We start from the raw sequence: 14,280 nt of genomic DNA, 5'->3' as shown, positions 1-14,280 counted from the left end.
AATTGAGGCGAGCCTTCGGACTGGTCCGCCTGCAAATAACCGAGGGGAGAAACAATGCTTGGTTTGAAGAAGATCATCATCGCCGCATTGGCAACGGCCGCACTGGCCGCGCCGGTCGATGCCGCAACATTGCGCTGGGGTAGCCGGGCGGACATTTATTCGCTGGATCCGGATTCCGTTCCGTCCACGTCGAACCTTGCCTTCCTTAACCACATCTACGAGGGTCTGGTTCGCTATGACGCGAATTTCAAGATCGAGCCCGCGCTCGCCACGGAATGGAAACTGGTCGACAACAAGCATTGGCGCTTCAGCCTGCGCAAAGGCGTGAAATTCCACGATGGCGCCGATTTTACCGCCGATGATGTCGTTGCATCCTTCAAGCGCGCCTCGGATCCGGCTTCGCCGCTGCGCGGCAACATTCCGCTCTATGCCGGCATCCAGAAGGTCGACGACTACACTGTCGATATCGAAGTTTCCGCACCTACCTCGTTGTTTCTCAACGACATCACCAATATTTTCATGTTCAACGCCAAGTGGCTGAAGGACAACAACAGCGAGAAGCCGACGGATTTCGCATCGAAGGTCGAAGGCTACACGACCATGCACACCAACGGCACCGGGCCGTTCAAGCTCGACAGCCGCGTGCCCGATGCCAAAACGGTGCTGGTCGCTAATACCGGCTGGTGGGATCATAAGAAACACAATCTCGATCGTATCGAGTTCGTGCCAATCGCGTCGGCCGCCACGCGCGTCGCGGCCCTTCTGTCGGGCGAGATCGACTTCATCGATTCCGCACCGATCCAGGATTTGCCGCGTCTTGAGTCCACACCCAATATCGCCGTGAAGAAGCGCACCGAACTGCGCACCGTCTTCGTTGCCTTCAATCGCAAGGAAAAGCTGGAAGACGGCCGCCCCAATCCATTCAACGATCTTCGCGTACGCCAGGCTTTCGAAGCCTCCATCGACCGCGATCTGATCAATAAGAAGGTAATGCGCGGCCTGGCTCGTCCATCGGGCTCGCTGATCGCCCCGGAAATCTCTGGCTACGTCAAGGATCTCGACACCTACAAGCCTGCCGATCCCAAGGCCGCGCAGAAGCTTCTGGAAGACGCCGGCCAGAAGAATCTCGCCTTCACCTACACCTGCATGAACGACGAAAGCATCAACGAGGAAGACGTCTGCTCGGGCATCGCCAATATGCTGAAGCGCAGCGGTTTCCAGCCGAGCATCGATATCGGCCCGCGCGCTGTGCAGACACCGAAGCGCAGCAACGGCAAGGCCGATATCTTCAATCTGAGCTGGGCCAATGAGCCCACGCTCGATGCCTACTCGCTGCTGTCGCAGGTTCTGTCCACGCGCAAGGGCGCCATGGGTGTATCCAACTACGGCGGCTGGTCGAATCCCGATCTCGACAAGCTGGTGCAACAGGCGGCTCAGGAACCGGACGCAGAAAAGCGGCTGGCTATCGAGGCCCAGGCACTGAAGATCGCCAAGGATCAGCTTATGCTCATCCCGCTCCATCAGCAGCCGATCGCCTGGGCGGTGCTGAACAAGGTCAAGAGCATCGACTTCCGTGCCGACAACAAGCCGCGCATGTGGCTGACGCAAATGGCTGACTAACGGCTGAGCCGCGTTAGTACCGGAACATGAGGGGGCGCCTTGCGGGATCGCGAGGCGCTCTTTCCATTTATGATCTTCTGTCGAACATTAATGTCCAATATTGTCTACAATCACGTTGACAACTTCAGATTATCTGCGTTAATGGCTGCCAAAGGGAGTGAAGGAGGAGGTTCGCAGCGAGCGATGCTCGTGCTGCGACGACCGTCGAGACCGACGGTTTGAGGCAATGTACGGCCAGGCATTCGAACCAGCCCATCACCGCCGATTTCCCCTCTGCTGCCAAATTTGAATTTCGCCAGGCACTCAAGCAGGCCTGGCGGAGACCGAAGCGAAGCCTAGAGGTCCTCATGCTGGTTTTCATCATCAAGCGTCTCGGGAATGCGATCCTGGTCATGCTTGCAGTTGCCTTGCTGGCATTCCTGATCTTCCGGCTTGCGGGCGATCCTGTCGAACTCATGGTCGGCGAGCAGACATCTCAGGCGGATCGCGCCGCACTGCGCGAACGGTTGGGTCTCAATGACAGCCTGCCGACGCAGTATGTCCGGTTCGTCGTCAATGCGGCGGAGGGCGATTTCGGCGTCTCCTACCGCAATGGCCAGAAGGTGCTGCCGCTGATCGGCGAGCGTTTTCCTGCGACCCTGGAGCTCGTCTTCGTCGCGACGCTGATCTCGCTGGTGTTCGGCATTCCGCTCGGCGTGCTGACCGCGATCAAGCGCGGCAAATGGTATACGGAGGGGCTGCAGTTTCTCTCTATTGTCGGTGTCTCACTGCCGAGCTTCGTCGTCGGCATCCTGCTCATCCTCGGCTTTTCGGTCAGCTTGGGCTGGTTGCCGGCTTTCGGGCGCGGCGATGTGGTGCAGATCGGCTGGTGGTCGACCGGGTTCCTGACATCTTCCGGCCGCGCAGCGCTCATTCTGCCGTCGATTGCACTTTCACTCTATCAGATCACGCTGGTCATGCGTCTGGTACGCGCCGAAATGCTCGAGGTGCTGCGCTCCGACTATATCAAGTTTGCCCGCGCGCGCGGCATTCCGCGCTGGCGCATCTATTTCCGTCATGCGCTACGCAACTGTCTGATGCCAGTCGTCACCATGACGGCGATGAACGTCGGGGCACTGATCGCCTTCGCACTGATCACCGAGACGGTGTTCCAGTGGCCGGGCATGGGCATGCTGTTCATTCAGGCAGTCACTTTCCTCGATATTCCTGTCATGGCCGCCTATCTTTGCATCATCTCCTTCATCTTTGTCGTTCTCAACACGTTGGTGGACATCGCCTATGCGGTGATCGATCCCCGCCTGCGCACTGCACGCTGATCGAAACCAGGAGCCTGTTCGATGACCATGGAACTGTCCGAAACGTCGAAGCCGGAAAAGTCCGCGCGTCCCTCGCTGTTCAAGCGCCTTCGCAGCGGCGACCTCTGGTGGTCCTTCACCCATAGCAAGACGGCGATCTTTGGCGCGACAATTCTCGCCATATTGATCCTGACGGCGTTGCTGGCGCCGCTGATCGCGCCACAAAATCCCTATGACGGCGCGCAGCTGGATATGTGGAAGGCGGAACTGCCGCCGATCTGGCATGATGGCGGCGAGATGCCCTATCTCTTCGGCACCGATACGCAGGGGCGCGACATGCTGTCTGCTGTCCTTTACGGTACGCGCATTTCCATCGTCATCGGCGTCGCCTCTGTCGTGCTGTCGCTGCTGATCGGACTGATGGCTGGTCTGGTCGCCGGTTTCTTCGGCGGCTTCATCGACAATCTGCTGATGCGCATCGGCGACGTCATGCTGTCCATTCCCACCATTCTCGTCGCGATTCTGGTGTCCACGGTCGTGCGGCAGATGCTGCCGGAAAGCCTACGGGAGATCGGCGCGTCTGCCGTGCTTGTCTTCGCCATCGCGCTGTCGAGCTGGGTGCAGTATGCCCGCACGGTGCGTGCACAGGCGATCGTTGAGGCCGGCAAGGATTATGTACAGGCGGCAAGACTGATCGGTGTGCCCGCTCGACGCATCATGGCAAAGCACATTCTGCCGAATACGCTGACGCCGATCATGGTTGCGGCGACGCTCAATTTCGGCATGGCAATTCTCACCGAAGCCACGCTGTCCTTCCTTGGTATCGGCATGCCGCCGAGCCAGCCTTCGCTCGGCACGCTCATCCGCATCGGTAACCAGTTCCTGTTCGCCGGTTCCTGGTGGATTGTGCTCTTCCCCGTCATCCAGCTTTGCCTGCTTGTCGTGGCTGTCAATTTGCTCGGCGATTGGCTGCGCGATGCCCTTAATCCCAAACTGAGGTAAGTTCATGAACGATCTTCTGCTCCGTAATGTCAGGCCAATGGCTGGAGAGACCTGCGATATCCTCATCCGCGACGGAAAGATTGCAGGCTTTGGAAAGTTCGAAGCCGAGCCGGGCATGCCGGTCGAGGATGGCGGCAATGCGATCGCCGCACCCGGCTTGATCGATGCCCATACCCATCTCGACAAGACCACCTGGGGCATGCCGTGGCATGTCAACAACCGCGCTGCTGTCCTGCGCGAGCGGATCGATTTCGAGCGCGAGCACCGTCTGGAAATCGGCATCGATCCGCATCGCCAGTCCATGCGGCATGCTATCGGTCTTGCGGCGCATGGCGGCACGCATATCCGCAGCCACGTCGACATCGATCCAACCCACGGCTTGCGGCTCGTCGAAGGCGTTTGGGAAACCCGCGAGAAGCTCAAGGGCATCATCGATATCGAAATCGTCGCCTTCCCGCAGTCAGGCGTGATGGTCATGCCTGGGACTGTCGAACTGCTCGAGGAGGCTCTGCGCCAGGGTTGCGAAGTCCTGGGCGGCATCGATCCTTGCGGCATCGACCGCGATCCCAAGGGCCAGCTCGACATCCTGTTTGACCTTGCCACCAAGCACGGCGTTCCGATCGACATCCACCTGCACGAAGCCGGCGAGCTCGGCGCCTTCACGATGGAGATGATGTTCGAGCGTATCCGCGCAAACGGCATGCAGGGCAAGGTGGCGATCAGCCATGCCTTCGCACTCGGCATGAACGACTATCTGCGCGTCGGCAAGCTGATCGAGGAAATCGCAAAGCTGGATATTGCAATCCTCACCACCGGCGCACCTTCGGCGGCCGTGCCGTCGATCATGCGCCTCAAGGAAGCGGGCGTGCGCGTCGGCGGCGGCTGTGACGGCATCCGCGATACCTGGGGGCCTTGGGGTCATCCGGACATGCTCGATCGTGCCCAGGTGATCGGCATGAAGAACGGACTGCGGTCCGACCGCGATCTGGAACACGTCCTCTACGTCGTGTCGCAGGGTGGTGCTGACGTCATGCAGATCGAGAATTACGGTCTGAAGGTTGGCTGCGATGCCGATTTCACCTTGCTGGCCGGTGAAACGCTGGCTCATGCCGTCGTCGATATCGCGCCACGCCCGCTCGTGGTCAAGGGTGGCCGCGTGACCGCGCGCGGTGGTCAAGCATTGGTGGAGATGCCCTGATGGCACATGCAATGGAAAGTCTCTCGCTTGGTCAGCGCCCGGAAGGGCGCACGCTGATTACCGCTAGCTGGGTCGTCGGCCATAAGGAAGGCAGCCATACGCTGCTCTGTAACGGCCAGGTCGTGTTCGAAAACGGCGCCATTCTCTTCGTCGGCCACAACTTCCCGGGCGAAGTCGCGCGTCGCATCGATTTCGGCAATGCTGTTATCAGCCCGGGCTTGATCGACCTCGATGCCCTGTCCGATCTGGACACCACCATCCTTGGCATCGACTGCCATCCCGGCTGGGCCAAGGGACGCGTCTGGCCGCGCAGCTATGTGGAAGCCGGTCCCTACGAGATGTATTCTCAGGAAGAGCTGGCGTTCCAGAAGCGTTTTGCCTTCGGTCAGCTCCTGCTGAACGGCATCACCACTGCGGCTCCGATCGCCTCGTTGTTCTATCGTGAATGGGGCGAGACCGTTGCTGAGTTCGATGCTGCTGCCGATGCCGCCGGCGATCTTGGCCTGCGTGTCTATCTGAGCCCCGCCTATCGTTCGGGCGGCATGATTCTGGAAGCGCCGGGCAAGATGGTACCGGTCTTCGACGAAGAGCGCGGCTTTCAGGGCCTGAAGGACGCCGTCGCCTATATTGAGCGGCAGAATGGCCGCCACGGCGATCTCGTTCGTGGCCTCCTGGCACCGGATCGGGTGGAGACGTCTACGCTTGCCCTTCTGCAACGCACAGATGCTGCCGCGCGCGATCTCGGCTGCAAGTTCCGCCTGCATATGGCGCAGGGTGCGATGGAAGTCGACACTGTGCGCATGCTGCACGGTTCGACCGCTCCTGTCTGGCTTGCCAAGCATAAGCTGCTGAGCGACCGGATGATTGCGCCGCATGCGACGAATGCCACGGAAGAAGATCTTGGGCTCTATGCCGAGAATGGCGTTTCCATCGTGCATTGTCCGTTGGTTTCGGCCCGCAGCGGCTCGATCCTCAATTCCTTCTCCAGCTGCCGCAAGCGCGGCATCAACATCGCCATGGGCACCGATACGACGCCGCCGGACATGCTGATGAACCTGCTTACAGGCCTCATCACCTGCCGCATCAGCGATCATGCACCGGACCAGGTGCGCTCCGCTGATCTGTTCGACGCAGCAACGCTCGGCGGGGCCAAGGCACTGGGTCGCTCCGATCTCGGCCACCTGTCGGCCGGAGCCCGTGCGGACATCGCCGTTTTCAGCCTGGACGACGCGATCATGGCGCCATCGGTCGACCCGATCACGACACTGGTCGTTGGCGGTTCCGGCAAGGTGACGCGCGCTGTCTTCGTCGATGGCCGCGTCTCGATGCTGGATCGGCAATTGGCCGGCTTCGACATGGAAAAGGCGCGCGTCCAGGCGCAAGCGCAATATGACGGGCTGATCGCCAAATATCCTGAGCGCAGCTGGAACCATCCGCCTGTGTCGGAGATCTTCCCGCCAAGCTATCCGATCGAGGTGGAGAGCAATGGTTGAGGCGCAACAACCGGTCATCGACGTCCGTAATCTCAAGGTCGAGTTTCCGAATCGGCGGGGTACGGTCACGGCGCTGTCGGACATAAGTCTGTCCATCCGGGCCGGCGAAATCCTCGGCGTCGTCGGGGAGTCCGGCGCGGGCAAATCCATGACCGGGCTTGCCATTCAGGGGCTTCTTGAGCGCCCGGGGCGTATCGCCGGCGGCGAAATCTGGCTCGGCAAACAGCGGATCGACACGCTCGATGACCGGGCGATGGAGCGCGTGCGCGGCCGCGAAATCGGTGCGATCTTCCAGGATCCCCTGACATCGCTGAACCCGTTGTTCACCGTCGGTGCGCAGCTTTCGGAAACGATCCGGCAGCATCTGTCGCTCGGCAAAGCCGAGGCAAAGGCACGTGCCGTCCAGCTATTGCGGGATGTCGGCATTCCCTCGCCGGAAGAGCGGGTCAATCACTATCCGCACCAGTTCTCCGGCGGTATGCGCCAGCGTGTGGTGATTGCGCTTGCGCTTGCCGCCTCGCCGAAACTGATCATCGCCGACGAGCCGACGACGGCGCTCGACGTGTCGATCCAGGCGCAGATCATCTCGCTGCTTCGCCGGCTGTGCAAGGAGAAGCAGGCGGCCGTGATGCTGGTGACGCACGATATGGGCGTCATTGCCGAGGCGGCGGACCGTGTGGCGGTATTGTACGCCGGTCGGCTGATCGAGATTGGTCCGGTGGAACAGGTGCTTCACGCGCCGCGCCATCCCTATACGCAGGGCCTGATGGCCTCGATCCCATCGCTCGGCGCGCGCGTGGCAAAGCTTAATCAGATCGATGGCTCGATGCCCCGGCTGGATGCTCTTCCGCAAGGATGCGCCTTCAATCCACGCTGCAAATCCGCCGGTCCGCGCTGTCGGCGCGAGCGGCCAGAACTGATCCCCGCCGGCGATGGCGCAAACGCCTGCTGGCTCAACGCGGGAGGCACCGCATGACGACATCAGCTCAAAAGGTCGTGGCACTGACCGTCGATGGACTGGTCAAGACCTTCGATGTGTCTGCCCCCTGGCTCAACCGCGTCGTGGAACGCAAGCCGCGCCAGTTTCTTCAGGCGGTCAACGATATCAGCTTTACCGTGCCTGCCGGCGGTTGCCTCAGCATCGTTGGCGAAAGCGGTTGCGGCAAATCGACGGTGGCAAGGCTTATGACCGGGCTTTACACGCCGACGGGCGGCGAAATCCGCTTTTCGCCGGGGCGCAGCGGCGCGCCACTGTCGGCACAGATGATCTTTCAGGATCCTTATGCCTCGCTCAATCCGCGCTGGCGGGTGAAGAACATCATCGCCGAACCGCTGCGCGAGCTGAAGCTGCGCAATACGGCGGCCGAGATTACCGAGCGGGTCGAGGAGTTGCTGCTGACCGTCGGTCTTTCCGTTTCGGACGGCGAGAAGTTCCCGCATGAGTTTTCCGGCGGACAGCGCCAGCGCATTTCCATTGCCCGCGCGCTTGCCAGCGAGCCGGAGTTTCTGGTTTGCGATGAACCGACATCCGCGCTCGACGTCTCGGTGCAGGCGCAGGTCCTGAACCTCATGCGCCGGCTGCAGGACGAATTGGGCCTGACCTATCTCTTCATCAGCCATGATATGAGCGTCGTGCGGCACATGTCGGACCGTATCGCCGTGATGTATCTGGGAAGGATCGTCGAAGAGGGGGATACGGAAGAACTCTTTGCTCACCCGCGCCACCCCTACACCCAGCTTCTGCTGCAAACCATCCCCAGCATCGACGCCCCCAAACGCGATCAGGAACTGGTGGGCGGCGAGGTACCTAGCCCCCTGAAGCCACCATCGGGCTGCACCTTCCATCCGAGGTGCCCGCTGGCCACCGTGAGGTGTTCGGCGGAGGTGCCTGAGGTTCGCAGGCTCTCGAATGGAACGAGGGTGGCGTGCCATCTCGTGACAGACGCGTGATCGAGGCGGATGCCTCGGCCGCCTCAGGCCAGGGCGGCACGCAGGTCGTGGGAGAGGTCGCGGATTTCGGTCAGGTCGAGCTCCGATTCGACATGTTCGAGGTGATGGGCCATCAGATGGGTGGCCCTGTCCGCATCGTTGCCGACAATGGCCTCGACGATTTCGGCATGTTCGTCGGGACCGCAATTGAAACGGTTGGTATTGCGGTAGACGGCCGTGATCAGCGAGGAGCGGGCAATCAGGTCGCGCATGGTGGCAAACAGGAAATCCGAGCCGACCGTCTCCGCAAGCAGCAGGTGGAAGCCACCGGAAAGCTTGATGATGTCGGTGGTGATATCCTGGGTGTTGGCGATACGCTCCTTGGCGACATGGTCGCGCAGGCGCTTGATGTCGGCCTTGGAAACCCCCTTGCAAAGTCGCTCGACTACGCAGCGCTCGACCGTGCGACGAACGAAGAAGACGTCGCGGGCCTCCTCAACGGAAGGCTTGCACACGAATGCGCCGCGATTGGGGATGATGGCGACGAGACCGTCGCGCTGCAGCAGCGCCAGGGCCTGGCGAATGCGCGCGCGGCTGACGTTGAAGATGGTGGCCATCTGCTCTTCCTTAAGCTGGACACCGGGTCTCAGCCGCCGCTCGGCGATCGACAGCCAGACTTTCTCGACAATCTGCTGAACAGAGACCCCTGTTTGGTCGCTCATGAATCTCACTCCTCGTTGCGGTTAGAGAAGCGTGAAGCGAAGGGAAAAGTCAATCACAACAATCGGTTTTTGATTGCAAAATTGTCGACAATATGGAATGACATTGTCAATCATAATGAACCCGCAGGATGGCGCAATGGAATTCGACTTTGCCGAGCTTGAGCCTCAGAGCCGTTATCGGCTTCTGACGAACTTCATCGGACCCCGTCCGATCGCGCTGGTCACGACGCGTTCTCCGGCCGGTCACAACAATGCGGCGCCGATGAGCTTCTTCAATGTGTTTTCGCATGATCCGCCGATCGTGGTGCTGGGCATACAGCCGCGCCTGAATGGCGAGGAGAAGGATACGCTTGCCAACATCAGGCGGACTCAGGAATTCGTGATCAACATGGTCGACATGGGGATTTCGCAGCAGATGTTGGTCTGCGGCCTGGGTTTCGACAGCGAATTCGATGAGCTCGCCATGGCCGGCCTCACGCCGAATGCCTGCCGCAAGATCGATGCGTCCTTCGTCCAGGAAGCACCATGCGTCTTCGAATGCCGCGTCGAGCGCCTCATCGATTATCCGCGCCGTACGCTGGTGCTGGGCGAAGTCGCCCACATGCATGTGCGGCGCAACTGCCTCGATGCCGAGGGTCACTATGTGGACCCGGAACATTATCAGCCGATTGCCCGCCTGCATGCCGACAACTACATCGTTTCGGATCGCCAGTTCGTCCTTAAGGCTCCGCCAATCTCCGATTTCATCAAGCCGTCGCGCGACTAAGGATGGATGAAAGGTCCTTCTCATGCATATTCGTCTCATCAATCCCAATTCCACGGCTTCCATGACGTCCCAGGCGCTGGACAGCGCCTTGCGGGTCAAGCAGCAGGATACGAAAGTATCGGCGGTGAACCCGCTGGACACGCCCGTCAGCATCGAGGGCGGCGCGGACGAGGCCGCTGCCGTGCCGGGAATGCTCGCGGAGATCCTCAAGGGCGAGATGCTCGGGGTCGATGCCTACGTCGTCGCCTGCTTCGACGATCCCGGCCTTCATGCCGCCCGTGAAGTGGCGCGCGGGCCCGTCATCGGCATCTGCCAGGCGGCGGTACAGGTGGCCATGACCATCAGCCGTCGCTTCTCGATCATCACCACGCTGCCGCGCTCCATCCCGATCATCGAGGATCTGGTGAGCGACTATGGCGCGGAACGCCACTGCCGCAATGTTCGCGCCATCGACCTGCCGGTTCTTGGTCTGGAGGAAGACCCGGTCGAAGCAGAGCGACTGCTGGTCGCCGAGATCGAAAGAGCCAAGCGCGAAGATCGCGCCGAAGCCATCATTCTCGGCTGCGCCGGCATGTCATCCCTCTGCGATCGGCTGCAGGCCACTACCGGCGTGCCGGTCATCGACGGCGTGACCGCTGCCATCAAGCTTGCCGAAGCGCTCGTCGGCGCAGGCTATACGACGTCGAAGGTCAACGCCTATGATTATCCTCGCGTCAAGGAGATGCCACGTCGCAACTGCGCTTAGCCGATCGACAACGAGGAGTTTTCATTCCGAATGAACCGAGTCCGGGATATTCGTTTTGCACCGCCGTCGCTCTTTGCCAGCCTTGTGCCCGGCAGGTGGATGCCGCGACACATGTCGATGGCCTTTGTCGCGGCCTGGCTTCTCGTTGCGGTTCTCCACCTTCCTCTTCTTGCTAATGGTAATTCCATGGATACTCGATTGCACAATGCGGCTGCGGCGGACGATGTCGCGGCGATCCATCGGCTTCTCGCGAGCGGTGCTAGTATCGATACACGGGACGAAAGCGGCGCCACTGCCTTGCTCGTCGCCACGCATGGCGACAAGGTAAATGCTGCCCGCGCACTGATCGAGGCCGGTGCCGACGTCAATGCCAAGGACGATATTCAGGACAGCCCCTATCTCTATTCGGGCGCCAGGGGTCACCTGGAAATTCTCAAGCTGACGCTCGCCCATGGCGCCGATCTTAAAAGCGTAAACCGCTATGGCGGTACGGCGCTCATTCCTGCATCAGAGCGCGGCCATGTCGAGACGGTCGATACGCTGATCAAGGCCGGGGTCAATCTCGATCACGTCAATCGGCTGGGCTGGACGGCGCTGTTGGAGGCGATCATTCTCAGCGACGGCGGCCCGCGCCATGTGCGAATCGTTGAGTTGCTGATCAATGCCGGAGCAAATGTCAATATCGCTGATCATGAAGGTGTGACACCGTTGCAGCATGCTCGTGGCCGCAGTTACGACAAGATCGAGGCATTGTTGGAAAAAGCGGGAGCGAAGTGACGCGGTATTAAGGCTTTGCGGCCATCCAATAGTGCGATGGAGGTAAATGCTGGCGCCTCCCGGGAAATACTGAGAACGAAGGGCGAGACGATGCAAAGAATCTATTATTCCTCTCTTGGTGGCCATCCGCCGCAAAGCGATCTGCTGACGGGACGAGCCGTTTTCACCGAGGCCTATGCGGTCATTCCCAAAGGTGTCATGCAGGATATCGTCACCAGCTTCCTGCCCTTCTGGAACGATACGCGCTGCTGGGTGATTGCCCGGCCGCTCTCCGGCTTTGCCGAGACCTTTTCCCAATATGTCATGGAAGTGGCGCCTGGCGGCGGCAGCGATCAGCCGGAGTTGGATCCGGAAGCTGAAGGCGTGCTCTTCGTCGTCGACGGCGAGGTCGAGTTGACGTTGCCGAGCGGCAAGCATGTGCTTCAGCCGGGCGGTTATGCCTTCCTGCCGCCGGGCCTGAAGTGGTCGCTCCACAACCGTTCGGGCGCGCATGCGCGGTTCCATTGGATCCGCAAGGCCTATGAAGCCGTCGAAGGATTGGCTCATCCAGAGCCGCTGATTCTCAACGAGAAGGACATTATCCCGTCGGTCATGCCTGACACGGAGGGACGTTGGGCTACGACGCGTTTCGTCGATCCGTCGGATCTGCGCCATGACATGCATGTAACCATCGTCACCCTTCAGCCCGGCGCCGTCATTCCCTTTGCCGAGACCCATGTGATGGAACATGGCCTCTACGTGCTGCAGGGCAAGGCTGTCTATCGGCTGAACCAGGATTGGGTCGAGGTCGAAGCCGGCGACTTCATGTGGCTGCGCGCCTTCTGCCCGCAGGCGTGCTATGCCGGTGGCCCGGGACCGTTCCGTTACCTGCTCTACAAGGACGTCAATCGCCATATGACGCTCCGCCCCTTCGGCTCGCGCCGCTGAGCAGAGCAGGCTCAAACGGGATAGTTCCTCCAAGCTCGCGCCCTGCCGGCGCGGGCTTTTTTTTCATTCAGAAGCGAAAACCGCCGCAAACAGTCCCGGAAATGCTTGAGTTCAAGGCGCGCCGCGCTGCCCGTCCGATCAAAGCGCCGTGAGCCACGGATGGTTGGGGTGGGCGACATCGAGCCAGCGTCGAAGTGTGTCCCTCTCGGCGAAAGTAAGTTTGACCAGGGCGCGCTCGAAGTCCACCTCGTCTTTTTCCCGAAGGTGTCTGGCCTTGAACAGCAAAACAGCAGCCGGAGCCAAATAGGGTATTCCGGCATCGTTGGTCCGGATGATCTCTGAGCGCAGCACCTGAAGCGTCGGGTCGCGTTTGTAATGCCAGGTAGAAGGCGTTCCTTTTTCCAGCATCATGTCGACACGCCAGCAGGCGCTTCGGGCATCGAGGCCCCACAATTGCGACACATGCGTCGGCGGCGCTTCCGTCTGAGGGAGATGTTCGACTACGCCGGAATGAACAGTGAAGAAATCCAGGTCTTGCAATATCTCGCGAAACTCCTGGACGTTCTCGGGCAGGACCGCAAACTCCAAATCCTCGTGCTCGCGCGTCTGGCTGCCGTGCCAAAGGTCAAGCGCCCATCCGCCGACGACATACCAAACGCCGGACGCGTGCTTTAATCGGTCTGCGAGGTCGGAGGGTCGCCAAGGCAGCCAAGCATCTTCGGGGATCGGGTTCATTGGCGGTTCGCTTCGTGTCGCAGCATAGGGTGCCGTTCGCCGGGAATACTCCTGGGAGTTGCTATGGACAAGCAGATATCTCCGTTGCTTGACAGCCGAAAGCCGGCTGCTTTCGGATCTTCGCTTGTGCGCTGGCGTTCGTTGACACTTGCTCCCAGCTGAAAGATAGAGACATCATGATGGAAGCCGTATGCGACGTGCACATAAAGACGCTCAGGCCAAGCATCCGCGGCCACAGGGAGGCCGCCGGGTATTTCTGAGCCATGATCGATCTCGCAGCCTATTTCGGACTGTTCCTGGCGGCACTTGCGGCCGCAACGATCCTGCCAATGCAATCCGAAGCCGTGCTTGTCGGTATGCTGCTGACGGAGACCTATTCCACCTTCATGATCGTTGCCGTCGCGAGCTTCGGCAACGTGCTTGGTTCATTGATAAATTGGGCTCTGGGGCGATGGATTGAGCGCTTCCGCAATCGCCGCTGGTTTCCGGTCGGCGACAGTGCCATGGAGCGAGCGCAGGGCTGGTATCGCCGCTATGGGCGATGGTCGCTGCTGGCGAGCTGGCTTCCCATTGTTGGAGATCCGATCACGGTCGTCGCAGGCACTCTACGAGAACCACTGCCGACGTTTCTCTTGCTCGTCGCCATCGCCAAGATCAGTCGCTATGTCGTGCTGGCATTTGCGACCACGAGCCTGGTGTCCTGACGCACCGGTCGCTCGAGCGCCTGTAGCAATCTAAGGGGCATACGGGCCAATTTCACCAAACGAAAGGTGCTCCCCGATGTCGGTTGGTTGTCTAACGGTAGAAGTTCGATTCTTTATATATTCCTTGTCGACAAATTGAATACAAAGCTGTATTGATATTGCTGAGAGGGTGACGAGGGGCCGAGATTGGGCCTGGCATCGTTGCCGATGCATTCCAAGCCCAAGAGGCCAAGCCCCAAGAGGACAGACAGATGACCGCAAGCATTTTCTCCGGCGTGATCCCGGCCCTGATGACGCCGTGCAAGGCCGACCGCAGCCCCGACTTCGACGCGCTGGTCAAGAAGGGCAAGGAGCTGATCGCTGCCGG

General features: G+C 60.4%; 14 protein-coding genes and 1 pseudogene. 13 read left to right on the top strand and 2 right to left on the bottom strand.

Features of this window, described 5'->3' with window-relative positions:
• Positions 1–54: 54 nt before the first annotated feature.
• The 7 genes from QD461_RS29475 to QD461_RS29445 all read left to right on the top strand — a co-directional run bounded on the left by QD461_RS29475 (position 55) and on the right by QD461_RS29445 (position 8,558).
• A complete protein-coding gene (locus QD461_RS29475; protein ID WP_414090760.1) occupies positions 55–1,620 on the top strand; it encodes an ABC transporter substrate-binding protein in 1,566 nt (521 codons plus the stop codon).
• Positions 1,621–1,967: 347 nt separating this feature from the next.
• Positions 1,968–2,936: an ABC transporter permease gene (locus tag QD461_RS29470; RefSeq protein ID WP_184710821.1), complete on the top strand. Its 969-nt coding sequence runs from the start codon at positions 1,968–1,970 to the stop codon at positions 2,934–2,936.
• A 27-nt stretch (positions 2,937–2,963) separates the two neighbouring features.
• Positions 2,964–3,917, top strand: coding sequence for an ABC transporter permease (locus QD461_RS29465; RefSeq protein ID WP_409527724.1), 954 nt, complete (start codon positions 2,964–2,966; stop codon positions 3,915–3,917).
• Positions 3,918–3,921: 4 nt separating this feature from the next.
• Positions 3,922–5,115 carry an amidohydrolase family protein gene (locus QD461_RS29460; protein ID WP_414090759.1) on the top strand — a complete coding sequence of 398 codons (1,194 nt, stop codon included), beginning with the start codon at positions 3,922–3,924 and terminating at the stop codon, positions 5,113–5,115.
• A complete protein-coding gene (locus QD461_RS29455; RefSeq protein WP_414090758.1) occupies positions 5,115–6,608 on the top strand; it encodes an amidohydrolase family protein in 1,494 nt (497 codons plus the stop codon). Before QD461_RS29460 ends, QD461_RS29455 begins: the two co-directional genes overlap by 1 nt.
• A complete protein-coding gene (locus tag QD461_RS29450; RefSeq protein WP_184710811.1) occupies positions 6,601–7,584 on the top strand; it encodes an ABC transporter ATP-binding protein in 984 nt (327 codons plus the stop codon). The genes QD461_RS29455 and QD461_RS29450 overlap by 8 nt, the downstream gene beginning before the upstream one ends.
• A complete protein-coding gene (locus tag QD461_RS29445; protein ID WP_414090757.1) occupies positions 7,581–8,558 on the top strand; it encodes an ABC transporter ATP-binding protein in 978 nt (325 codons plus the stop codon). The genes QD461_RS29450 and QD461_RS29445 overlap by 4 nt, the downstream gene beginning before the upstream one ends.
• 23 nt (positions 8,559–8,581) lie before the next feature.
• Here QD461_RS29445 and QD461_RS29440 read toward each other — a convergent pair whose 3' ends face one another.
• Positions 8,582–9,259: a GntR family transcriptional regulator gene (locus QD461_RS29440; RefSeq protein WP_184710805.1), complete on the bottom strand. Its 678-nt coding sequence runs from the start codon at positions 9,257–9,259 to the stop codon at positions 8,582–8,584.
• 136 nt (positions 9,260–9,395) lie between these two features.
• On the opposite strand from QD461_RS29440, the gene QD461_RS29435 reads away from it, so the two are divergent.
• From QD461_RS29435 to QD461_RS29420, 4 genes are all read left to right on the top strand, one after another.
• Positions 9,396–10,025, top strand: coding sequence for a flavin reductase family protein (locus QD461_RS29435; protein ID WP_414090756.1), 630 nt, complete (start codon positions 9,396–9,398; stop codon positions 10,023–10,025).
• Positions 10,026–10,047: 22 nt separating this feature from the next.
• Complete coding sequence (locus QD461_RS29430) at positions 10,048–10,770, top strand: aspartate/glutamate racemase family protein (protein WP_184710800.1); 723 nt, start codon at positions 10,048–10,050, stop codon at positions 10,768–10,770.
• A gap of 186 nt (positions 10,771–10,956) precedes the next feature.
• The gene (locus tag QD461_RS29425; RefSeq protein WP_184710798.1) at positions 10,957–11,547 is read left to right on the top strand and encodes an ankyrin repeat domain-containing protein; all 591 of its coding nucleotides are present in this window, start codon (positions 10,957–10,959) and stop codon (positions 11,545–11,547) included.
• 90 nt (positions 11,548–11,637) lie between these two features.
• Entirely contained in the window at positions 11,638–12,474 is an 837-nt protein-coding gene (locus QD461_RS29420) for a bifunctional allantoicase/(S)-ureidoglycine aminohydrolase (protein WP_414090755.1), read from the top strand.
• Between the two features lie 138 nt (positions 12,475–12,612).
• Here QD461_RS29420 and QD461_RS29415 read toward each other — a convergent pair whose 3' ends face one another.
• Positions 12,613–13,209 carry a nucleotidyltransferase domain-containing protein gene (locus tag QD461_RS29415; protein ID WP_414090754.1) on the bottom strand — a complete coding sequence of 199 codons (597 nt, stop codon included), beginning with the start codon at positions 13,207–13,209 and terminating at the stop codon, positions 12,613–12,615.
• Positions 13,210–13,472: 263 nt separating this feature from the next.
• Here QD461_RS29415 and QD461_RS29410 point away from each other — a divergent pair, with 263 nt between their 5' ends.
• A complete protein-coding gene (locus QD461_RS29410) occupies positions 13,473–13,913 on the top strand; it encodes a YqaA family protein (protein ID WP_414090753.1) in 441 nt (146 codons plus the stop codon).
• 251 nt (positions 13,914–14,164) lie between these two features.
• Positions 14,165–14,280, top strand: a pseudogene (locus QD461_RS29405) (dihydrodipicolinate synthase family protein); the annotation flags it as partial.

This window comes from Rhizobium sp. BR 314 (genome assembly GCF_047445805.1).
Taxonomy (GTDB): Bacteria; Pseudomonadota; Alphaproteobacteria; order Rhizobiales; family Rhizobiaceae; genus Rhizobium; species Rhizobium lusitanum_B.
Note: the sequence above shows the minus strand (reverse complement) of the source record. Positions and strands in the feature narration are given on the sequence as shown.